17 protein-coding genes are annotated in these 22878 nt (G+C 46.0%); 12 read left to right on the forward strand and 5 right to left on the reverse strand.

The window, feature by feature from the left end; translation table 11 throughout:
• Position 1: 1 nt before the first annotated feature.
• The 4 genes from msbA to kdsB all read left to right on the forward strand — a co-directional run bounded on the left by msbA (position 2) and on the right by kdsB (position 3760).
• Positions 2-1750, forward strand: coding sequence for a lipid A ABC transporter ATP-binding protein/permease MsbA (msbA, locus tag XDD1_RS07285; protein WP_045969978.1), 1749 nt, complete (start codon positions 2-4; stop codon positions 1748-1750).
• Positions 1747-2748: a tetraacyldisaccharide 4'-kinase gene (gene lpxK / locus XDD1_RS07290; protein ID WP_045969980.1), complete on the forward strand. Its 1002-nt coding sequence runs from the start codon at positions 1747-1749 to the stop codon at positions 2746-2748. Before msbA ends, lpxK begins: the two co-directional genes overlap by 4 nt.
• 79 nt (positions 2749-2827) lie before the next feature.
• Entirely contained in the window at positions 2828-3007 is a 180-nt protein-coding gene (locus tag XDD1_RS07295) for a Trm112 family protein (protein ID WP_045973380.1), read from the forward strand.
• A 3-nt stretch (positions 3008-3010) separates the two neighbouring features.
• Complete coding sequence (gene kdsB, locus XDD1_RS07300) at positions 3011-3760, forward strand: 3-deoxy-manno-octulosonate cytidylyltransferase (RefSeq protein WP_045969982.1); 750 nt, start codon at positions 3011-3013, stop codon at positions 3758-3760.
• A 117-nt stretch (positions 3761-3877) separates the two neighbouring features.
• Here the strand turns inward: kdsB and elyC are convergent, their stop codons facing one another.
• Positions 3878-4702: an envelope biogenesis factor ElyC gene (elyC, locus tag XDD1_RS07305; protein WP_045969984.1), complete on the reverse strand. Its 825-nt coding sequence runs from the start codon at positions 4700-4702 to the stop codon at positions 3878-3880.
• Between the two features lie 218 nt (positions 4703-4920).
• Between elyC and cmoM the strand changes: the two genes are divergently transcribed.
• The 8 genes from cmoM (at position 4921) to XDD1_RS07345 (ending at position 16688) form a co-directional block, all read left to right on the forward strand.
• Positions 4921-5706, forward strand: a complete 786-nt coding sequence (gene cmoM, locus XDD1_RS07310; protein ID WP_045969986.1) for a tRNA uridine 5-oxyacetic acid(34) methyltransferase CmoM — start codon at positions 4921-4923, stop codon at positions 5704-5706.
• Positions 5703-7025 carry a chromosome partition protein MukF gene (gene mukF, locus XDD1_RS07315; RefSeq protein ID WP_045969988.1) on the forward strand — a complete coding sequence of 441 codons (1323 nt, stop codon included), beginning with the start codon at positions 5703-5705 and terminating at the stop codon, positions 7023-7025. The genes cmoM and mukF overlap by 4 nt, the downstream gene beginning before the upstream one ends.
• Positions 7006-7728 carry a chromosome partition protein MukE gene (mukE, locus tag XDD1_RS07320; RefSeq protein ID WP_045969990.1) on the forward strand — a complete coding sequence of 241 codons (723 nt, stop codon included), beginning with the start codon at positions 7006-7008 and terminating at the stop codon, positions 7726-7728. Before mukF ends, mukE begins: the two co-directional genes overlap by 20 nt.
• On the forward strand, positions 7725-12188 hold the full coding sequence (gene mukB / locus XDD1_RS07325) for a chromosome partition protein MukB (RefSeq protein ID WP_045969992.1): 4464 nt from the start codon (positions 7725-7727) through the stop codon (positions 12186-12188). Before mukE ends, mukB begins: the two co-directional genes overlap by 4 nt.
• A 161-nt stretch (positions 12189-12349) precedes the next feature.
• The gene (gene aphA, locus XDD1_RS07330; RefSeq protein ID WP_045969994.1) at positions 12350-13063 is read left to right on the forward strand and encodes an acid phosphatase AphA; all 714 of its coding nucleotides are present in this window, start codon (positions 12350-12352) and stop codon (positions 13061-13063) included.
• A 273-nt stretch (positions 13064-13336) separates the two neighbouring features.
• Positions 13337-15055, forward strand: coding sequence for a L,D-transpeptidase (gene ldtD / locus XDD1_RS07335; RefSeq protein ID WP_045969996.1), 1719 nt, complete (start codon positions 13337-13339; stop codon positions 15053-15055).
• 406 nt (positions 15056-15461) lie between these two features.
• Positions 15462-16010 (forward strand): YcbK family protein, encoded by a 549-nt coding sequence (locus XDD1_RS07340; RefSeq protein ID WP_045969998.1) that lies wholly within the window; start codon positions 15462-15464, stop codon positions 16008-16010.
• Positions 16011-16055: 45 nt separating this feature from the next.
• Positions 16056-16688, forward strand: coding sequence for an MBL fold metallo-hydrolase (locus XDD1_RS07345; RefSeq protein WP_045970000.1), 633 nt, complete (start codon positions 16056-16058; stop codon positions 16686-16688).
• 91 nt (positions 16689-16779) lie between these two features.
• On the opposite strand, the gene XDD1_RS07350 is transcribed toward XDD1_RS07345, so the two are convergent.
• From XDD1_RS07350 to pncB, 4 genes are all read right to left on the reverse strand, one after another.
• Positions 16780-17970: an amino acid aminotransferase gene (locus tag XDD1_RS07350; RefSeq protein ID WP_045970002.1), complete on the reverse strand. Its 1191-nt coding sequence runs from the start codon at positions 17968-17970 to the stop codon at positions 16780-16782.
• A 243-nt stretch (positions 17971-18213) separates the two neighbouring features.
• Positions 18214-19320: a porin gene (locus XDD1_RS07355; RefSeq protein WP_148885872.1), complete on the reverse strand. Its 1107-nt coding sequence runs from the start codon at positions 19318-19320 to the stop codon at positions 18214-18216.
• 308 nt (positions 19321-19628) lie between these two features.
• Complete coding sequence (asnS, locus tag XDD1_RS07360) at positions 19629-21029, reverse strand: asparagine--tRNA ligase (protein ID WP_045970004.1); 1401 nt, start codon at positions 21027-21029, stop codon at positions 19629-19631.
• 235 nt (positions 21030-21264) lie between these two features.
• Positions 21265-22479, reverse strand: a complete 1215-nt coding sequence (pncB, locus tag XDD1_RS07365) for a nicotinate phosphoribosyltransferase (protein ID WP_045970006.1) — start codon at positions 22477-22479, stop codon at positions 21265-21267.
• Between the last annotated feature and the right edge of the window lie 399 nt (positions 22480-22878).

The raw sequence follows: 22878 nt of genomic DNA on the forward strand, positions 1-22878 counted from the left end.
AATAATGAATGATAAAGACCTTTCTACCTGGCAGACCTTTCGCCGATTGTGGCCGATCATCACTCCTTTCAAAGTCGGTCTGTTAGTTGCGGCGGTTGCGCTGGTTATGAATGCTGCCGGTGATACACTGATGCTTTCTTTGTTGAAGCCTTTGCTTGATGAGGGTTTTGGCAAGGCAGACATGAGTGTATTGAAGTGGATGCCACTGGTTGTTATCGGGTTGATGTTGTTGCGTGGCATATCTGGTTTTGTATCAAGTTATTGTATCTCTTGGGTATCAGGCAAAGTCGTTATGCAGATGCGTCGCCGTCTGTTTAATCATATGATGGGAATGCCTGTTTCCTTCTTTGACCAGCAATCCACGGGAACGTTGCTTTCCCGTATTACCTACGATTCAGAACAGGTTGCTTCCTCCTCCTCCGGCGCATTAGTGACGGTTGTCAGGGAAGGGGCATCAATTATCGGCCTGTTTATCCTGATGTTCTATTACAGTTGGGAACTCTCCCTAATTTTGATCGTCATTGCGCCGATCGTGGCGGGGGTGATTCGTCTGGTTTCCGTGCGTTTTCGTAATATCAGTAAAAGTATGCAAAACAGCATGGGAATGGTAACAACCAGTGCCGAACAGATGCTGAAAGGGCATAAAGAGGTTTTGATTTTTGGTGGTCAAAAAGTTGAAACCGAACGTTTCAACAAAGTCAGCAATCATATGCGTCAACAGGGTATGAAAATGGTCTCGGCTGATTCCATTTCAGACCCAATTATTCAGCTTATTGCTTCTTTTGCACTGGCATTTATCCTGTATGCGGCCAGTTTCCCTGAAATTATGGGGGCGTTAACCGCAGGGAAAATCACCGTTGTATTTTCATCCATGATTGCCCTGATGCGCCCATTGAAGTCCCTGACTAACGTTAATTCTCAATTTCAACGTGGTATGGCGGCGTGCCAGACGCTATTTACTATTTTGGACATGGAGCAGGAAAAAGACGACGGTAAATTGGAAATCAAAAAGGCAAAAGGCAATCTTGAATTCCGTGATGTCACTTTCTGTTATCCAACCAAGGATCATCCTGCCCTGAACCGTATTTCCATGACGATCCCGGCGGGAAAAACCATTGCATTGGTTGGGCGCTCAGGATCAGGAAAATCGACCATTGCCAATCTCCTTACCCGTTTTTATGACGTGAATAAAGGTGGGATCATACTGGATGGCCATGACCTGCGTGAATATACACTGGCTTCACTGCGTAACCAAATTGCGTTAGTGTCGCAAAATGTACATCTATTCAACGATACGGTTGCCAATAATATTGCTTACGCCAGCGAAGGGCAATTTAGTCGTGAAGAGATCGAGCGAGCGGCAGAAATGGCTTATGCCATGGACTTTATCAAAAAGCTGGATAACGGCCTTGATACCATGATTGGTGAAAATGGCGTTTTGCTTTCCGGCGGGCAGCGTCAGCGTATTGCCATTGCCCGTGCTTTATTACGTGATTCTCCGATCTTAATTTTGGATGAAGCCACCTCAGCATTGGATACGGAATCTGAACGGGCAATTCAGGCGGCATTAGATGAATTGCAGAAGAACAGAACTTCATTGGTCATTGCCCACCGTCTTTCTACCATTGAGAATGCCGATGAAATTATTGTTATTGAAGATGGCAATATCATCGAGAGGGGAAATCATGCCACTTTGTTGGAACACGAAGGCGCCTATGCACAGTTACATAGGATGCAGTTTGGCCAATGATTGAACGCATATGGTCAGGCCGTTCATGGCTGTATATCGTCTTACTCCCGTTATCAGCCCTGTATGGGCTGGTAAGCGGTTTACGTCGTTTAAGCTATAAACTAGGACTGAACCGTTCCTGGCAGGCACCCGTGCCGGTTGTGGTTGTCGGTAATGTGACGGCAGGCGGAAATGGCAAAACGCCGGTGGTGATTTGGCTGGTTGAACAGTTGCAGCAAAAAGGCTATCGGGTTGGCGTTGTTTCGCGTGGTTATGGTGGAAAATCGAAACATTATCCGCTATTGGTTACCGATGAGGTGGCAACGGCACAAGCAGGCGATGAACCTGTTTTAATTCGTCGCCGTACTGGTGCACCTGTTGCGGTAGCCCCAAAACGGGTTGAAGCTATTCAGGCATTATTGGCACACGCTCCGGTTGATATCGTCATTACCGATGATGGCCTGCAACATTATGCCTTGCGGCGTGATTACGAAATTGTGGTGATTGATGGCGTGCGTCGTTTTGGCAATGGCTGTTGGTTGCCGGCTGGCCCTATGCGGGAACTGGCAGGGCGCTTGAACAGTGTCAACGCGATCATTATCAATGGTGGCACACCGGAAGCAGGTGAAGTCTCCATGACCTTAAAGGGCGATTTGGCGGTTAACTTGCTGACGGGTGAAACACGAAAAGTCGCCGATATTCCCAATAGCATTGCGATGGCAGGCATTGGTCATCCACCGCGTTTTTTTGCGACATTACAGCAACTAGGGGCGAGCTTACAGAAAACACACGCTTTTGCTGATCATCAGTCTTACGAAAAATCTCAATTGTTAGCTTTGGCCAATAGCCGGCAAAATTTGTTGATGACAGAAAAGGACGCGGTGAAATGCTTCCAATTTGCCCAACCTAACTGGTGGTATTTACCTGTATATGCTGACTTGCCGGAGGAAAAAGGGCAAAAAGTACTGAACGATATTTGCGCCTTACTGCCAGAGTTAAATACTGCTAATAATCAATAATATACCAAAGATGTCGATCACTTCCTTATTCCTCACATCGCAGGAATAAGGAATCTTCATAATGTTACATGGGGGATATATGGATCACCGTTTACTCGAAATCATTGCTTGTCCGGTATGTCATGGCAAGCTCAGCTATGATAAAGAAAACTTTGAACTGATTTGCAAACTTGATCGCCTCGCTTTTCCTTTCCGTGATGGCATTCCTGTGTTGTTAGAGAATGAAGCACGTGCCTTGCCGACAGAGGAAAACAAATAACCCATGTTTACCGTTATTATTCCGGCACGTTTTGCTTCAACCCGTTTACCGGGAAAACCACTGGCCGATATTCATGGCAAACCAATGGTTGTGCGTGTGATGGAACGGGCTGTCCGTTCCGGGGCTTACCGGGTTATTGTAGCAACGGATAATCAAGACGTTTTTGATGCAGTGACTGCCGCAGGCGGTGAGGTTTGTATGACAAGCGAAAATCACCATTCGGGTACAGAACGTTTGGCTGAGGTTATCGATAAATACCAATTTGCGGATGATGAAATTATTGTGAATGTGCAGGGTGATGAACCCCTTATTCCAGAACAGATCATTAAGCAAGTGGCCGATAATTTAGCTGGCAGTGATGCCGGGATGGCAACGCTTGCCGTGCCGATCCAGGATGCGGAAGAGGCATTCAATCCTAATGCGGTCAAAGTGGTTATGGATGCGAAAGGTTATGCGCTCTATTTCTCTCGTGCGACTATCCCGTGGGAACGGGATCGTTTTATGCAGTCAAAAGAGACGATTGGAGACCATTTCCTGCGTCATATTGGCATTTATGCTTATCGGGCGGGGTTTATCCGGCGCTATGTTCAATGGGCACCAAGTCCGCTGGAAAGTATCGAAATGCTCGAACAATTAAGGGTGCTTTGGTACGGTGAAAAAATTCATGTCGCAAAAGCATTGCAGGCACCCGGTGCCGGTGTAGATACACCCGAAGATCTGGACGCTGTCAGAAAAGTTTTTACCGCGATCTAATTTTCTTGTTTGATCTGACGATACTCGTCGTACTTCAAGCTGCACTTATTATCTTCCCCGCGTTGCGGGGAGATAATAATGATGACTGCCCATCTGAGGCTATTTCTTATCACCTTTTTATTGGGTGTTCTCTGACTTCTCAATGCCGATATCTTGGTTTGCCGGTTTAATGGCTTGCCAGATTTGCCCTAACGTTTCATACCAGGCACGCTCTGTATGTGATAAGTAATAGGAAGAAGGCATATATTTTTCCCACGGATACAGGGGTGTTGTAATAGCCAATTGATTAGCAGGGCCAGCAATGGGATGCAGGCGGCGTTGTGCAAAAAACTGGAGCGATCTTTTCATATGATTGGCAGAAGTCACCAGAATAAAAGGTTGTTGCCCGACGATCTTTTCAACCTCAGCCGCTTCTTCTTCGGTATCCAAGGGTTTTTTTAAGGCTATCGTGTCTTCTACAGGGATCCCCAACGATTGTGCTACCATAGCGGCAACTTCGGCACTGCTGACGGCATTTACGCCTTTACCGCCCGTGAAAATCATTTTGGCACCGGGGTTAAGGCGATACAAGCGAATGCCTTCGGTCACTCTGGGCAAGCTGTTACTGATCAGGTTAGCGCTGGGAGCCCACTGAGGGTTATAAGTAAAACCGCCGCCGAGAACCACAATATATTTTACCGGCACCGCCGAATGAGAGGTGATAGAGGTTGCATCGGGTTCATAGCGCTGAACATATTTTCCCTCGACAGGGAGTAAGAGTTTATCTGCGATAGGCTGTAAGCTCAATAACAGCAATGCAAGCCAACTGAGTGATAAAATGGTTTTCCCTGTCCTTTGCCAGCGGCTGAACCACAGTAATAGCAGGGCGGCAAAAGAGACGATAATCATCAACGGCAAAGGCATTAATAGCGAGCCGATATATTTTTTTAGCAGAAATAACATTGATTGGCCTTGGGTTGGTTAAACTGTAATCTCGCAGGGGCAAATTTTAAGGCTAAAAGTAGTTAATTAAATGATTACTGTGCCAAAATAGAGAGTAGTAAAAATAGTAGTAGTAAAAAATTGATAGCAGTAAAAAATAACGGCAGTAAAAATAGCAGTAGATAGCATAACGACTCAATAGATAAATTAAACTTAGCTGATAAGTGGGGCAATTTTTCATGCGGGATCGCAATTTCGATGATATTGCAGACAAATTTTCACGTAATATTTACGGCACAACCAAGGGTAAAATCAGGCAGGCCGTTGTCTGGCAGGATATTAACGAATTGCTGAATCATTTGCCTCAACGCCCATTGCGTATTTTGGATGCCGGGGGCGGTGAAGGGAATATGGCTTGCCAATTAGCTGAATTGGGGCATCAGGTCATACTTTGTGATCTGTCACAAGAGATGATCCAGAGAGCGAAACATAACGCCAAAGAGCGTGGTGTTCTTGATCAGATGCAATTTATCCAAAGCTCAGTACAGGAAATTCACCAGCATATTGAACAGCCGGTTGATCTGATTTTATTTCATGCGGTATTGGAGTGGATCACTGACCAAAAAGAGGCAATAGCTACATTGGGCGATATCATCACGCCCGGTGGTGCACTTTCATTAATGTTTTATAATGCTAACGGGCTGGTCATGCGTAACGCCATTTTGGGTAATTTTCATTTGGCGACTCCCAATGTCCAGCGTCGTCGAAAACGTTCTCTATCGCCGCAAAATCCATTAATACCGGAACAGGTATATCAATGGCTGACTGAACTTGAGATGGAAATAACAGGTAAAACGGGCGTAAGAGTTTTTCACGATTACCTGCAAAGTCGCCAATTGCAAAACGCAGATTTCCCCGCGTTGCTTGAACTTGAACAGCGTTATTGCCGACAAGAGCCCTATATCAGCCTGGGGCGTTACATTCATGTGATGGCACGCAAGCCTACCTTAAAGAGCGAATTATGAGTGAATATTCCCAGACGGTTCCTGAACTTGTGTCCTGGGCCAGAAAAAATGATTTTTCAATTTCGTTGCCACCGGAACGGTTGGCTTTTTTGCTGGCGATTGCCGTATTAAACAGTGAACGGTTTGACGGTGAAATGAGTGAAGCGGAGCTGGTGGATGCTTTCCGTGAAGTGTGCAAAGGTTTTGAGCAGACGTCGGAAGCGGTATCCGTCAGGGCGAATAATGCCATTAACGATATGGTTCGCCAGAAATTACTTAACCGTTTTACCAGTGAATTAGCGGATGGCAATGCCATTTATCGCCTGACCCCATTGGGCATTGGCATCAGCGATTATTATATTCGTCAGCGTGAATTCTCCACGTTGCGTCTTTCCATGCAGTTATCCATCGTCGCCAACGAATTGCATCGCGCGGCAGAAGCGGCCGAAGAAGGGGGCGATGAACTCCATTGGCATCGCAATGTTTTTGCCCCGCTCAAATATTCCGTGGCTGAAATTTTTGACAGCATCGATATGTCCCAGCGCTTGATGGATGAACAGCAAAATAGCGTAAAAACCGATATCGCCGCCTTGCTCAATCAGGATTGGCAGGCCGCTATCGCAAACTGCGAACAACTGCTGTCTGAAACCTCCGGCACCCTGCGGGAGCTTCAGGATACTTTGGAAGCGGCGGGTGATAAATTGCAGGCCAATCTGTTGCGCATTCAAGCCGCAAATATGGACAGCGGTGGTTCTGAGCTGGTGGAGAAACTGGTTTTTGACTTACAAAGCAAACTGGATCGCATCATTAGCTGGGGGCAACAAGCCATCGATTTGTGGATAGGCTATGACCGCCACGTTCACAAATTTATCCGCACCGCCATTGACATGGATAAAAACCGCATTTTTGCCCAGCGCCTTCGCCAATCCATTCAACACTATGATGATAGCCCGTGGGCATTGACCATCGCGAATGCAGAACGTTTTCTGGATATGCGTGATGAAGGACTGACTCTGCGCAATGAAGAGGTAATGGGAGAATTACCGCCGGAAATGGAATACGAAGAGTTTAGTGAGCTCAATGAACAATTGGCTGAAATGGTAGAGCAGGCGCTGGCGGTTTACCAACAGGCAAAACTTCCGCTGGATTTGGGGGCTGTCCTGCGTGACTACCTTGCTCAGTATCCACGTAAACGTCATTTTGATGTGGCACGTATTTTAGTGGATCAAGCCGTCAGGCTGGGCGTTGCAGAAGCGGATTTCTCTGGGTTACCGGCGGAATGGTTAGCGATTAATGATTACGGAGCCAAGGTACAGGCACATGTCATCGACACATATTGAACAACTTATGCCAGTGAAGCTGGCTCAGGCACTATCCAATACACTTTTTCCTGAATTAGACAGCCAGCTACGCGCCGGGCGTCATATCAGTCTGGATGACCTTGATAATCACGCTTTTTTGATGGATTTTCAGGAAGAGCTGGAAATGTTTTATGCGCGTTATCACGTCGAGTTAATCCGCGCACCAGAAGGTTTCTTCTACCTGCGTCCCCGTTCAACGACGCTGATCCCGCGATCGGTGCTGTCTGAATTGGATATGATGGTGGGTAAGATCTTGTGTTACCTCTACCTTAGTCCAGAGCGTTTATCCAATCAGGGGATATTTACCTTTCAGGAACTGTACGAAGAATTACTGTCATTGGCCGATGAAAATAAGCTGATGAAATTCGTCAATCAACGTTCGACCGGTTCCGATCTGGACAAACAGAAATTGCAGGAAAAAGCCCGCACGGCCTTAAACCGGTTACGCCGTTTGGGGATGGTTTATTTTCTGCAAAACGACAGCAACAAATTTACGATTACCGAAGCGGTATTCCGCTTCGGTGCAGATGTACGCAGCGGTGATGACCCACGTGAAGCACAATTGCGGATGATCCGTGATGGTGAAGCCATGCTGGTAGAAGGGGCAACATCGCAGGAAGATAATGAACATGAAGAAGCATCAGGGCATTCAGCAGACGGTGCGGAGGATGAGCAGTCATGATTGAACGCGGTAAATTTCGCTCACTGACATTGGTTAATTGGAACGGTTTTTTTGCCAGAACGTTTGATCTTGACGAACTTGTGACGACCTTATCCGGCGGTAACGGTGCCGGTAAATCCACCACGATGGCGGCCTTTGTCACCGCATTGATCCCGGATTTAACCCTGCTCCATTTCCGCAATACGACAGAAGCCGGCGCAACGTCGGGTTCGCGCGATAAAGGCTTGCACGGTAAGCTGCGTGCCGGTGTCTGCTATTCTACGCTGGATGTGGTTAACTCCCGCCATCAACGGATTATCACCGGCGTTCGCTTACAACAAGTGGCCGGGCGTGATCGCAAAGTGGATATCAAACCCTTTATGATTCAGGGCGTTCCGGCATCGGTTCAGCCAACGCAGTTACTGACGGAAAATATCAATGAACGTCAGGCCCGCGTTCTGCCACTGAACGAACTAAAAGAACGTCTTGATGAGATGGAAGGCGTTCAGTTTAAACAATTTAACTCGATTACCGATTATCACTCCCTGATGTTTGATTTGGGCGTGATCCCCAAACGCCTGCGTTCAGCCAGTGATCGCAGCAAGTTTTATCGCCTGATCGAAGCTTCGCTGTACGGCGGGATTTCCAGTGCGATCACCCGCTCACTGCGGGATTACTTGCTGCCGGAAAACAGCGGTGTCAGAAAAGCCTTTCAGGACATGGAGGCGGCACTGCGTGAGAACCGCATAACCCTTGAAGCTATCCGCGTCACCCAATCTGATCGTGATCTCTTCAAGCACCTGATCACCGAGGCGACGGCCTATGTATCTGCTGACTATATGCGCCATGCCAACGAACGCCGCGTTCATCTGGATGAAGCCTTGGCCTTGCGCAGTGAATTATTTGGCAGCCGTCGCCAATTGGTGGCTGAACAATATCGCCATGTGGAAATGGCGAGGGAACTGGCAGAACAGAGCGGAACATCTTCTGATTTAGAAATGGATTATCAGGCGGCCAGTGATCACCTGAATCTGGTTCAAACAGCGATGCGCCAGCAGGAAAAAATTGACCGCTACCAATCTGATGTTGAAGAACTGACCTATCGGCTGGAAGAACAGAGTGAAGTTGTTGAAGAAGCAAAAGAACTTCAGGCGGAATATGACGCCATGTCTGAAGCAGCCGAACAAGAAGTCGATGAGCTGAAAAGCCAGCTTGCTGACTACCAACAGGCGTTGGATGTGCAGCAAACCAGGGCGATTCAATATCAGCAAGCCCTGCAAGCGTTAGCGCGTGCCCGTGAAATTTGCCAGCTTCCCGATCTGGCGATAGAAAATGCTGACGAATGGCAGGAAACCTATCAGGCTAAAGCGCAGCAGGCGACTGAAACCTTGCTGGCACTGGAACAAAAATTAAGCGTGGCGGATGCGGCTCATAGTCAGTTTGAGCAGGCTTACCAACGGGTAAAAAATATCGTAGGTGAAGTGAGCCGCAGTGAAGCATGGCAGGCTGCCCGTGAAGCATTGCGTGAATGGCCATCCCAGCGCCATTTGGCCGAGCGCGTCCAGCCTTTGCGTATTCAGTTGGCCGAATTGGAGCAACGTCTGGGCAGTCAGCAAAATGCCGAGCGTTTGTTGGCAGAGTTTTGTCAGCGCCATAACCAGCAGTATCAGGCGGAAGATCTGGAGGCGTTGCAGGGGGAATTAGAAGCCCAGTTGGAAGAACTGAGCGTGAGTGCCAATGAAAGCGGCGAACGCCGTATTCAAATCCGTCAGGAGTTTGAGCAGCTCAAGCAAAAAATTCAGGAACTGACCGCGCGGGCGCCGGTATGGTTGGCGGCACAGGAAGCCCTGAACCAACTGGGTGAACAGAACCATGAAACGTTCGAAAGCAGCCACGATGTGACGGAATACATGCAGCAATTGCTGGAAAAAGAGCGCGAAATTACCGTCGAGCGTGATGAGGTTGCGGCACAGAAACGCGAGCTGGAAAAACAGATTGAGCGCCTAAGCCAGCCAAGTGGTGCCGAAGATAACCGCTTGCTTGCATTGGCGGAGCGTTTTGGCGGCGTGTTGTTATCTGAAATTTATGACGACATTACCCTTGATGATGCGCCGTATTTCTCCGCCCTGTATGGCCCTGCGCGTCATGCCATCGTCGTGCCCGATCTTTCACTGGTGCGCCCACATCTGGAAGCACTGGAAGATTGTCCGGAAGATCTCTATTTAATCGAAGGCGATCCGCAATCTTTCGACGACAGTGTGTTCTCTTTTGAAGAGCAGGAAAACGCCGTTCTGGTGAAATCATCCGATCGCCAATGGCGTTATTCCCGCTATCCTGAAATGCCGTTATTCGGGCGGGCAGCAAGAGAAAATCGTCTGGAAGCACTCAGCCTTGAGCGCGATACGCTGGCAGAGCGCTATGCAACACTGTCATTTGATGTGCAGAAAATTCAGCGTGCGCATCAGGCTTTCAGTCGTTTTGTGGGCAAACACCTTTCTGTTGCGTTTGACGATGATCCCGAAGTCGAAATTCGCCGCCTGAGCCAGCGTCGTACTGAACTGGAACGTGAGCTATCTCAATCTGAAACCCAGGCTCAGCAACATCAGCAGAAACGAGGTCAGGTGAAAGAGAGCCTGTCACTATTAAATCGTCTGATCCCACAAGTCTCGGTTTTGCTGGATGAAACCCTGCTTGATCGCGTGGAAACCGTCCGTGAAGAAATGAGTGCGGCTCAGGAAGCGGCGCGTTTCCTGCAACAACACGGAAATACGCTGGCAAAACTTGAGCCTGTGGTATCAGTTTTGCAAAGTGACCCACAGCAACATGAACAGTTGCAGAAAGATTATGAGGCCGTGAAACACAGCCAGAATAAGGCGAAACAACAAGCCTTTGCCTTAACGGAAGTAGTGCAACGCCGTGCGCATTTCAGCTACAGTGACTCTGCGGGTATGCTCAATGAAAATGCTGACCTGAACGATAAACTGCGTCAGCGCCTTGAACATGCAGAATCTGATCGCAGCCGTGCGCGTGAGCAATTGCGCCAGCAGCAAGCACAATGTGCCCAGTTCAGCCAAGTATTGGCATCACTGAAAAGTTCTTACGACACCAAGCGAGATATGTTGAAAGAACTTGAACAGGAGATGAAAGATATCGGCGTTCAGGCGGATGCCAACGCAGAAATCCGTGCCCGTGAACGTCGTGATCAGCTCCATGCCGCTGTGAATACCAACCGTTCCCGCATCAACCAACTTGAGAAACAGATCGCATTTTGTGAAGCGGAAATGGAAAACCTCCAGAAGAAACTGCGCAAATCTGAACGTGACTATTACCAGAAGCGTGAGCAAGTGGTGGCGTCTAAAGCCGGCTGGTGTGCCGTGATGCGCATGGTGAAAGATAACGGCGTTGAACGTCGTTTGCATCGCCGCGAACTGGCCTATATGGAAGGTGATGATCTGCGTTCAATGTCGGATAAGGCGCTGGGGGCATTGCGTCTGGCGGTGGCCGATAATGAGCATTTGCGTGATGCGCTGCGTTTGTCCGAAGATCCGAAACGCCCTGAACGCAAGATCCAATTCTTCGTTGCGGTTTACCAACACCTGCGTGAACGCATTCGTCAGGATATTATCCGTACCGATGATCCCGTCGATGCCATTGAGCAGATGGAAATTGAATTGGCGCGTTTGACCGAAGAATTGACCGCCCGTGAGCAGAAACTGGCGATCAGTGCCAAAAGCGTGGCGAATATCATCCGCAAGACCATTCAACGTGAACAGAACCGCATTCGTATGCTGAACCAAGGATTGCAGGCGGTTGCTTTTGGGCAGGTTGGGGGCGTTCGCCTGAATGTCAATGTGCGTGAAAGTCATTCTCTCTTGCTGGATGTGCTTTGCGAACAACATGAACAACATCAGGATCTGTTTAATAGCCAGCGTCTGACCTTCTCAGAAGCGATGGCGAAACTTTACCAGCGCCTGAACCCGCAAATCGATATGGGGCAGCGCCTGCCCCAGACCATTGGCGAGGAGTTACTGGATTACCGTAATTACCTTGAGCTGGACGTTGAAGTCAACCGAGGCTCGGATGGCTGGCTAAAAGCGGAAAGCGGGGCACTGTCTACGGGGGAAGCGATTGGTACCGGGATGTCCATTCTGGTTATGGTCGTCCAGAGCTGGGAAGAGGAATCACGTCGCCTGCGGGGTAAAGATATTTCCCCCTGCCGCTTGTTGTTCCTCGATGAAGCTGCCCGGTTGGATGCGAAATCCATTGCCACCCTGTTTGAGCTATGCGAACGCTTACATATGCAGTTAATTATCGCGGCACCAGAAAATATCAGTCCAGAAAAAGGAACAACCTATAAACTGGTCCGTAAGATTTTTAATCACCAAGAACATGTCCACGTCGTTGGGCTGCGCGGTTTTGGACAGGAAATTCCGGCGACTGAGCAATCACAAACACAGGTACAGCCTATATTGCAAGAATAACACCGCCATTGCGTTATTTTTCTATCCAAGAAAGGGGCATATTATGCCCCTTTCTTATCTGGAGTAATTGTCTGGAGTAATTGTGCGGTATCTCTCGTTTTGATGTAATAATAAAGTTTACTATTTATCACCGTTACTACTAAGATAAAAAAGGAATAACGATGCGTAAAGTCACCCTAGCATTCAGTGCGATTGTGCTCGCTTTGAGCTTAAACAGCATGGCGCAGGCGAAAATGTTTATGCCTGAGCAAGTGGATTCGGGAGTCACTGCGGCAGGTTTGGCTCAACGTCAGGCGGTGCACTGGGTATCCGTAGGGCAGATTGAGCGAAGCCTGAAAGACCAACCCGCAATGGCAGTAGGTTTTGACATTGATGATACTGTCCTGTTTTCAAGTCCGGGTTTTTATCGCGGTAAATTAGAATACTCGCCTAATGACAATAGTTATCTGAAAAATCCCGCATTTTGGCAAAAAATGAATAACGAATGGGATAAATTCAGTCTGCCAAAACAAGTCGGCATTGACTTGGTTCAGATGCACTTGAAGCGGGGAGATGATATTTATTTTATTACAGGCCGTGCAAAAACTAAGACAGAAGCTGTGACCCAGTATTTACAGGAAGCGTTGCATATTCCGGCTGATAAAATGAATGCCGTTATTTTCGCGGGTGATGAACCGGGCAAAAATAATAAAGTCAGTTGGATGAAAGAGCACCAATTGAAAATTTACTATGGTGATGCAGATACTGATATTGCCGCAGCCCGTGAACTGAATATCCGTGGCATTCGTATCCTCCGGGCATCAAACTCTTCTTACCAACCGCTGCCTAGAGCCGGTCAGTTTGGGGAAGAAGTCGTCATTAATTCTGAGTATTAATCCTAAAATTCAAGACAAAATATTCTGCACAAAGGCACTTAAGGTGCCTTTTGCCTTTTTTAAGTCAGTGTAATTAAAATTATTAGGGGGATATTTTATTCTCCTTGGCATTTATTTTGCTTGGCGAGATAAAATCTGACAGGGCAGGCTCGCTATCTTAAGTGGTAATTAGGTATATAATTACTAGTATTCTTTTCTGATAAAATAGGTCGGTGGATACTTATAATAAGTCATTGGATTAGCTGCATACATAATAAGGTGAGGTGAGCTATTATGGCAAAGAACACGGTCAGGTTGCTGAAAGTTTCTTTTATCTGTAGCGCATGGGTGGTATCACAGGGAGCCTTTGCAAATCAACAAAACGAACTGGCATCAGGTGGTATGCAACCATGGCCAGTGGAACAAAAAAAAGAAAATCCGGTTATTTCATCTGATAAGACTATTCCTATTCCTCCAGTCAGTTCTATTGATGACAATCGAAAAAAGTTACAAACTTGGTTGCCACAACAAGTAAAACCGATATTCTTTGAACGTCTGGTAACTTTATATTCTGACAATAAAATGAGATTGTTATGGTCAGATAAACAAGCTATTAAAGAATTTGAAGATCAACTGCTTGAGATATCATTGGCGGGTTTTCAACCTCAATTTGAAAAATGGTTAATACAACTGCATTCTCCTGAATTAAGCGAGATGGCGCGTGATGTTATTTTATCTGATGCGATGTTAGGTTATCTGCACTTTATTAATCATGTTGATAAAAAAGGTAGCTCGTGGTTATACAGTAAATCTCCCTATAAAATCGAGTTACCTCCCTCCCATTTAATCGATACATGGAAACAGTATATCAATAATAATAATGTTCTTTCTTACATTACCCGTTTATCACCGAATCATTTTGGTTATAAAAATATGCGTAAGGAAATGTTGGCTCAATTGGCGGATAAAAATCCTTGGGTGGAATTTTCGTTTAAAGGCACGCTAAGACCCGGACAAAATCATGAATCGGTGGTTGCATTAAGGCAAATATTGGTTCGTTCCGGTGTGTTGGAGCCATCAGCGGTTAAAGCTGATAATAAGGGTTATGGCAAAGAATTGACAGCGGCCGTAAAGCGTTTTCAAGCCCTGCATGGGTTGTTAGCCGATGGGGTTATCGGTAAATCCACGAAAGCATGGTTAAATACCACACCACAAATTCGCGCCCGTATTATGGCACTGAATATTCAACGATTACGGATTATTCCCGGAGATATCCCGACCGGTATTTTAGTCAATATTCCTGACTATTCACTTTTTTATTATTTAGATGGCAAAGAAGTATTAAATTCCAAAGTTGTCGTTGGGCGTCCCAGCCGAAAAACACCCATCATGAGTAGTGAATTGAATAATGTCGTGATTAATCCGCCGTGGAACGTACCCACCAGTATGACGCGCAAAGATATTGCACCAAGGGCAATGCGTGATCCCAGTTATTTTCACACGCGGGGTTATACCGTTTTTTCCGGTTGGAGTAATAATGCTAAAGTTATTGATCCTTCTTCAATAAACTGGGGTGTGACAACACCAAGTAGTTTCCCCTATCGGATAAGGCAGGCACCAGGCCCAACGAATTCATTGGGACGTTTTAAATTCAATATGCCAAATTCAGAAGCCATTTACTTGCATGATACTCCCAATCAGGCTTCTTTCAGCCGGGAAATGAGGGCGGTTAGTTCTGGTTGTGTCCGTGTCAATAAAGCGCCTGAATTAGCGAATATGCTGTTGGGAGGCGCGGGTTGGGATAAAACCAAAGTGACTGGTTCATTGAAAACATGGTCAACAAAGTATGTCAATATTCCCAAAAAAATTCCTGTATTCCTCTATTACCAAACCGCTTGGGTTGATGAGGGAGGAAAGCCACAATATCGCGATGATATTTATGATTATGATATTAATGCCAGGCAGCATTCAGCGCTTTTTTCTAAGCTCGTGGTAGCCAGAAATGATTTATAATTTCTTTCGCTACTTATGACTTCTCAAAAATTATAGTTCACTGCCTTACCCTTCGCGGTGGGAGGGGTAAGGCATTCTCATCAATTTCGTGTATCACTATTTTATTATCTTGGAGTTCGACGATTATATCTCACCGTTTTTGATAAGCTATTTTCTTATTGAGATGAATTTGCGATCAGATAAAACCTATTTTTTAATGAAACAGCCTCGTTAAAATTTAATCTATATTTAATGTGATTTGAATTATGTTATCTTGATCACACTAATGGCAGGGTGAATTTACAGTAACATACAAAAATAACTGAAACTAATTCTTATTTGCTGATGTCTTATTATTCGGTTAAGCTAAATTATTAATGAATTTAGACAATATTAATACATCAGAGAATAGCAGGGCATATTATCCATGAATATTATTGACCACGATCGCCGAAAGTGGCTCGGCATAAGTGTGGCTGCATTGGGATTAAGTTTATTACCTCAATCTGCTTTGGCTGCATTAACAACGCCACGTCCCAGAATTTTACGTTTTGATAATTTACATACCGGAGAAACGCTCAAAGCGGAATTCTTTGACGGTCACCGATATAATAAATCAGAATTAGCTCGTCTGAATCATTTATTTCGCGATTTTCGTCAAAATCAAATCAAAGCCATTGACCCGAAATTATTTGACCAAATTTATTTATTGCAAATGATGATGGGCATAGATAAACCTGTTCAATTAATTTCGGGTTATCGTTCTTTGACGACGAATAATAGGTTGCGTCAGGCGAGTGGAGGGGTAGCAAAACAGAGTTACCATACCCGTGGAAAAGCAATGGATTTCCATATTGAGGGTGTTCAACTCGCCCATGTTCGTAAGGCTGCATTAAAAATGCGGGCAGGGGGAGTGGGTTTTTATCCAAAGAGTAATTTTATTCATATTGATACAGGCCCGGTCAGGACGTGGTAATCTTATTACCTATTACGAGTCTTGATTGTGGAGTGAAGCGAGAGAATGAAATACCACATTATCCCCGTCACGATGGCGAGGCAAAATTGTACTTTGATTTGGTGTGAAGATACTCAGGAAGCGGCAATTGTTGATCCCGGCGGTAATGCTGAACAACTTATTGCCGAGATAGAAAGCCGTGGATTGAAACTCACCCAAATTTTGCTGACCCATGGTCACTATGATCATGTTGGCGCGACGGTTGACGTTGCAAAACATTTTGGTGTGCCTGTTTACGGACCACATCAGGGGGATGCTTTTTGGATCGAAAACTTGGAAATTCAATGCCAAATGTTCGGGGTTGAACCCTGCCCTTCTTTTACGCCAGAGCGTTGGTTAGATGAAGGTGATAGATTGCAAATTGGCAATATTGAACTGTCTGTTTTGCATTGTCCGGGGCATACCCCAGGGCATATTGTCTTTGCTAACCATGCTGATAAATTAATCTCAATGGGAGATGTGCTGTTTAAGGGCAGTATTGGTCGCACGGATTTCCCCGGCGGAAATTATGATGAACTGATCCAATCTATCAAGGAAAAAGTGCTGCCGTTAGGTGATGAGTATCAATTTATTCCCGGTCATGGGCCAATGTCGACATTGGGGCATGAACGGAAAACTAATCCATTCTTGCAGGATTGATTGAACACGTTTTTGTTGAATAAAAATTCGAGCAAGAAGGATAAAAGCCGCTTTGTCAGCGGCTTTTAGGCAAAGAGTTCAACGAGTCAGCTTACAGCACCGCAACGATAGCTTCACACAGAGGAACCATATTTTCCAGTGTCAGCCCCGCGACGTTGATGCGGCCAGAGCTAACCGCATAAACACCATACTCTTCACGCAGGCGATCAACTTGTTCTTTAGTCAAGCCGCTGAATGAGAACATGCCATTTTGCGCAATAATAAAGCTAAAGTCTTGCTTTGCCCCTTTTTCTTGCAGGGTGTTGACAAACAGTTGGCGCATACGCTGAATGCGCTCACGCATGGTTGCCAATTCCTGAATCCACTCTGCTTTCAGCTCATCATTGGACAGAATGGTTGTCACAACAGAAGCGCCGTGTGCTGGTGGGTTGGAGTAGTTAGTACGCACAATGGATTTTGCTTGGCTGAACGCTTTTTCTGCGGTATCGCTGTCCGTTGCAACGATGGTACAAGCACCAACACGCTCATTATACAGGCCAAAGTTCTTGGAATAAGAGCTGGCAACGATCAGTTCATTGTGGTTTCTGGTGAAAATACGCAGACCTTCTGCATCTTCATCCAGCCCCTTGGCAAAACCTTGGTAAGCAAAGTCGAACACCGGCAACCAGCCATTGGCAGCAGACAGATCCGCCAGTTTCTGCCACTGTTCAGTGGTTGGATCGATACCGGTTGGGTTATGGCAGCAACCGTGCAGCAAAACAACATCGCCGGCTTGGGCTTCAGACAGGCTTGCCAGCATGCTATCGAAATCCAGGGCATGATTCTCTGCATCGTAATAGTGGTATTCGCGGATCTCTAAACCTGCGCTGGAGAAAACACCTTTATGGTTTGGCCATGTTGGATTGCTGATCCAGACACGTTTTGCATTGGTCTGTTTAGCAATAAAGTCAGCGGCAATGCGCAGTGCGCCGGTTCCGCCTGGGCTTTGTACCGTACGGGCGCGTTGATCAGTGACGATAGAATTGGTTTTGCCGAAGAGCAGTTCCTGAGTGACACGGCCAAATTCAGGTAATCCACTAATGGCCAGATAATTCTTGGTGGTTTCGTTTTCCAGCAGGAATTTCTCTGCTTTTTTAACGGTGGTCAGGACTGGCGTTTTGCCGGTTTCATCTTTGTAAACGCCAATACCCAAGTTAATTTTATTTTCACGGGGATCGGCTTTAAAGCTATCCGCTAAACCAAGAATAGGGTCGGCAGGCGCTGCTGTGATTTTTTCAAACATTTTTTTGATTCCAAGACTTGGAGAGTTAAGCCCAAAAATAAGTGATACGCGCTCAGGGTAACCTTAAGGAATCCATTTGCCAACCACTTGTAGCAAAAAGAATAAAATCTTGTGAAGTCGTTTACGAAGTGAAAAAAAGAATCTGAAAAAACAAAGAAATAAAACGCAAAAAGCAGCGCCGAAGCGCTGCTTTTTCTGCAATAAATGGGGTTAACGTTTTGTTAAACCGTTTATCAGCAGTGATTAGAACTGATAAGTCAGACCAACACCGAATACGTTGCGAGCACCTGCATCGCCACCTTCGTGTTTGTCCAGCAGGTTGATTTTGTAATCAACGTAAGTAGACAGGTTTTTGTTAAAGTAGTAGTAAGTACCTACAGAAACGTATTTAACCAGATCTACACTGTGGCGTTTTTCGCCTTCACCCAGTTCTTTACCTTTGGACTGAACATAAGCCAGAGATGGTTTCAGACCCAAGTCAGAGAACAGATATTGTGCAACAGCTTCAAAGTTCTGAGTTTTGTTTGCGATGCCATTTAAGGTGTAGTCTTTAGTAGCTGCACCGTTTCCTTTAGTCATGTTACGGGTTTCACCGTACATTGCGGCCAGGTATACGTTGTTGGCATCGTATTTAGCACCAAAGTTCCATGCTTCAGCACGTTTACCGTGAGCGGAACCCTTAACCCAATCACCGTTTGCGCGGGTAGAGTTAGCGTAAGAAGCACCTAAGGTGATACCGTAACCTACGTTATAGGTAGTAGACAAGCCGTAACCGTCACCGTTCGCAGTTGCTCCGCTACGCTTATTTTTGGTGCGCTCGCTGTTTTGGCCTTGGTATTGCAGGGCAACGGTCAGGCCATCAACCAGACCAAAGAAGTCTGTGTTACGGTAAGTCAACAGGCCAGTTGCACGGCCAGTCATGTAGTTATCAGTTTTAGACATGGAGTCGCCGCCGAAGATTGGCAGTACGTCAGTCCATGCGGTGATGTCATAGTTTACGCCGTAGTTGCGGCCGTAATCCAATGTACCGTAGTTAGCAAATTTCAGACCCGCGAAAGCCAAACGAGTAGCAGTGTCTTGTTTACCTTCTTCAGTATGAGCTTTCAGGTTGTATTCCCAACGACCAAAACCAGTCAGTTGGTCATTGATCTGAGTTTCACCTTTGATGCCGATACGAGCGTAAGAAGCGTCGCCATCTTCACCGCTTCTGCCGTCTGCGATTTGGTGACGAACGTCGACTTTACCGTACAGATCCAGTTTATTGCCGTCTTTGTTAAAGATTTCAGCTGCGTTTGCTGTACCAGCAACCAGCAGAGCTGGGATGACCACTGCAAGAATATTGCGCTTCATTATTATTACCCTCATTGGTGTTATTCAGACACCTGCCACTGCCAAAAATAGAACACTAAAAAATTTTGGAACTATTTATGGGTATTGAGTGTCTTATTAGTCGGCGACCAGTGTTCCATTGGTAATGAATTTTATCTACCTTCAAAATGCTACAAAAGCGCAAAATCAGTAACAAAATGAAAATAGGTGTTTCAAAATGTAAATATCAGGGAACTTTTTTTATGTGCTTTTCGCCATAGAATAAAAAAAGCCAACTTTCGTCGGCTTTTTGCGGGATTGATTTTTAGCTTATTTATTAAGCCGATTCATTAGAAACTTGCGTTTCTTGGTGTCCGTGGGAAGGGGATAACGTCACGAACGTTGGATACGCCAGTCACATAAGCGACCAAACGTTCGAAGCCCAAACCGAAACCGGCATGAGGAACGGTGCCGTAACGACGCAGGTCACGATACCACCAGTAATCTTCTTTATTCAGACCCATTTCTTCCATACGCTGATCCAACCTATCCAGACGCTCTTCACGCTGAGAACCCCCGATGATTTCACCGATGCCCGGTGCCAGCACATCCATCGCCGCAACGGTTTTGCCATCTTCGTTCATGCGCATATAGAAGGCTTTAATGTCTTTTGGATAGTTTTTCATGATCACCGGCGCGTTGAAATGTTTCTCTGCCAGATAACGTTCATGCTCTGATGCCAAATCCACACCCCAGAACACCGGGTTTTCAAATTGCTGGCCGCAATTTTGCAGAATTTCGATGGCATCGGTGTAATCCAATTGAACGAAATCGGAATCAACAAATTTCTCCAGACGGGTGATCACTTCACTATCAACACGTTCTGCAAAGAAAGCCAGATCATCAGCGCGCTCTTCCAATGCCGCCTTGAAAACATATTTCAGCATCTCTTCGGAGAGCTTGGCGATATCATTCAGGTCGGCAAAAGCGACTTCCGGTTCAACCATCCAAAACTCGGCCAAGTGACGGCTGGTATTGGAGTTTTCTGCCCGGAAAGTAGGGCCGAAGGTGTAAACTTTGCTTAATGCGCAAGCATAGGCTTCACCGTTTAACTGGCCGGATACCGTCAGGAAGGCTTCACGGCCAAAGAAATCTTGGCTGAAATCCACTTCGCCTTTGTCTGTGCGTGGCAGGTTTTGCAGATCCAACGTGGAAACGCGGAACATTTCGCCGGCGCCTTCTGTATCTGATGCGGTGATCAGCGGGGAAGAGACCCAGAAGAAGCCTTTTTCATGGAAGAAACGGTGCAGTGCTTGGGCCAGTGTATGACGAACACGAGCCACTGCGCCGATCAAATTGGTACGCGGGCGAAGATGGGCGACTTCACGCAGGTATTCAATGCTGTGGCGTTTGGCCGCCATCGGGTAAGTATCAGGATCATCAACCATGCCAACGACAACAACGTGAGTCGCCTGCAATTCAAACGATTGGCCTTTACCTTGCGATTCCACCACCGTACCCGTGACTTCAACAGAACAGCCCGTGGTTAAATGTAATACTTCATCCTGATAATTAGGTAAATTATTATTAACGACGGCCTGTAATGGATTAAAGCAGGAACCGTCATAGACGGCGAGGAATGAGATACCAGCTTTAGAATCTCTCCTTGTACGTACCCAACCGCGAACGGTGACTTCGTTGCCAACCGGAACACGACCTTGCAGCACATCGACTACAGGCGCTACGCTCATAAATTTCTCTCTTTTTATATAGTGGATTAATAACTTGATAGATTGACTCAATACTCCCTTGATTAGGGAGCAGATCCTCTATCTTACTTGTCATCTCTCAGGAAACAAGAGGAAATTGCGGGTGTTAAGGCGGAAACAGAGGGAAAAGTGGCTTTTTTATTTGCGTAACCAGCACAAGACGGGTTACGCAAGAGAATAATTAGCCAGATTATACCGTTTTTCTATATTGCTTGCTCTAGACGGCCTTCTCTATATAAGGAAGGTCAAACGCCCGGCGTAACCTATCGACAAACTCATCATCTTCACAAATCGTTTTTCCGGGACTGTCCGAAAGTTTTGCTACGGGTCTGCCGTTGCATTCAACGAGCTTGATAACAATATTCAGCGGTTTTATGCCCGGAATATTGCAGGTCAGCCGTGTACCAATACCGAAAATAACATTAATTCTCTTATGAAAATGGCGATACAGCGCCAGTGCTTTTTGCAGATCCAAGCTGTCAGAAAATATCAATGTTTTCGTCATGGGATCGATACCCAGTGATTGGTAGTGTGCGATGGCCTTTTCACCCCACTCAATCGGATCACCCGAATCATGGCGCAGACCTTGGTAAGCTGTTGCTAATGGTTTGTCAAAATCCCGCAGGAAAGCATCCATCGTGATGCAGTCAGTCAGGGCAATGCCCAACTGGTTTGGATACTCATTTAGCCAGGTTTTCAGTGCAGCCCGCTGACTATTGGCGAGTTCCGGGCTAATCTGCTGGTGAGCCTGAAACCATTCATGGGCTTGTGTACCGAGGGGGGGAAGATCGAGCTGTTTCGCCAGTTGATAATTACTGGTGCCAATCAGATAAGGAAAGTTATTTTTCAGCTCATTGATAATGGCATATTGTACTCCGTGTGAAAAACGACGGCGAGTCCCAAAGTCCATCAACTTAAAACCGGACAGATCGATATTTGCTTCCGCCGCGTCTTTATAAAACAGTTCAATCAGTTTCCTTAGCTGGATAACGGCGTCTTCTGGTGTTATTTCAGGTGAACGATGACGATGAACCAATTCGCTGATCAGGGCAAGCAGAGGCACTTCCCACAAGATAACTTCGTGCCATAAACCCGCAATACGGATAGCTAATTGCCCTTCATGGGTAACAGAAATTTCGACTTGTTTAGGATTAAAGCGGAATGTTTTGCACCAGTTCAGGTAATCCTCTTTAAAGAACGGGAGGCGAGAAAGATAACCGACTTCGCGTTCTGTCAATGTTAAGTCTGCCATCATGTCAATTTGATGACGTAATGCTTCGGCGTATTCTCCAAGCAGCTCATCACCACGACAACGAAATTCGGCAACAACAGGAATCGTGCTGTAATGGTGGTACACTGCTTGCTGCATATGAAACTTATAAGCATCTGTATCAAGCAGTGATTTGATAATTGGGGTAGCGTCTAAAGTCATGGCGCGTCAGGCATCCTCGCGGAGCGTATTCGTGTCAGCTAAATCGATAAAGTCGGGAGAGTATAGCGTGATTATTGGGTTATTAAAGCCTATAACTGCATATATTTTCCCAAACTTAAAGATTAAGGTTAATCCATTTATAGATAATATCATGTTAAATAAGATATGAGATGACAATTCGCACGAAAGTACTAATATGCTGACTACATCATTTATACCTTTATTTCATAAGTTATTAACATCTAAAAAGAGAGACTTAGTGATTGAAAGAAGGGTTTCTCTGTGACAGCGTCAGCGATTTGAATGTTTCTATGGAAACGCAATAAGCTAGGCGTCTTGTGGATAAGGTTATACAGATGTTATCAATTAAATCTGTTAAAACACACCCGTTAAAGCACG

The sequence above is a fragment of the Xenorhabdus doucetiae genome (assembly GCF_000968195.1).
Lineage (GTDB): Bacteria > Pseudomonadota > Gammaproteobacteria > Enterobacterales > Enterobacteriaceae > Xenorhabdus > Xenorhabdus doucetiae.

Bases quoted from the DNA above. Each gene is read 5' to 3' on its own strand.
- asnS (WP_045970004.1), bottom strand. From the start codon at position 21,029: ATGAGCGTAGCGCCTGTAGTCGATGTGCTGCAAGGTCGTGTTCCGGTT.
- cmoM (WP_045969986.1), top strand. From the start codon at position 4,921: ATGCGGGATCGCAATTTCGATGATATTGCAGACAAATTTTCACGTAAT.
- kdsB (WP_045969982.1), top strand. From the start codon at position 3,011: ATGTTTACCGTTATTATTCCGGCACGTTTTGCTTCAACCCGTTTACCG.
- mukE (WP_045969990.1), top strand. From the start codon at position 7,006: ATGTCATCGACACATATTGAACAACTTATGCCAGTGAAGCTGGCTCAG.
- elyC (WP_045969984.1), bottom strand. From the start codon at position 4,702: ATGTTATTTCTGCTAAAAAAATATATCGGCTCGCTATTAATGCCTTTG.
- XDD1_RS07345 (WP_045970000.1), top strand. From the start codon at position 16,056: ATGAAATACCACATTATCCCCGTCACGATGGCGAGGCAAAATTGTACT.
- aphA (WP_045969994.1), top strand. From the start codon at position 12,350: ATGCGTAAAGTCACCCTAGCATTCAGTGCGATTGTGCTCGCTTTGAGC.
- XDD1_RS07340 (WP_045969998.1), top strand. From the start codon at position 15,462: ATGAATATTATTGACCACGATCGCCGAAAGTGGCTCGGCATAAGTGTG.
- lpxK (WP_045969980.1), top strand. From the start codon at position 1,747: ATGATTGAACGCATATGGTCAGGCCGTTCATGGCTGTATATCGTCTTA.
- XDD1_RS07295 (WP_045973380.1), top strand. From the start codon at position 2,828: ATGGATCACCGTTTACTCGAAATCATTGCTTGTCCGGTATGTCATGGC.
- ldtD (WP_045969996.1), top strand. From the start codon at position 13,337: ATGGCAAAGAACACGGTCAGGTTGCTGAAAGTTTCTTTTATCTGTAGC.
- mukB (WP_045969992.1), top strand. From the start codon at position 7,725: ATGATTGAACGCGGTAAATTTCGCTCACTGACATTGGTTAATTGGAAC.
- XDD1_RS07355 (WP_148885872.1), bottom strand. From the start codon at position 19,320: ATGAAGCGCAATATTCTTGCAGTGGTCATCCCAGCTCTGCTGGTTGCT.
- XDD1_RS07350 (WP_045970002.1), bottom strand. From the start codon at position 17,970: ATGTTTGAAAAAATCACAGCAGCGCCTGCCGACCCTATTCTTGGTTTA.
- mukF (WP_045969988.1), top strand. From the start codon at position 5,703: ATGAGTGAATATTCCCAGACGGTTCCTGAACTTGTGTCCTGGGCCAGA.
- pncB (WP_045970006.1), bottom strand. From the start codon at position 22,479: ATGACTTTAGACGCTACCCCAATTATCAAATCACTGCTTGATACAGAT.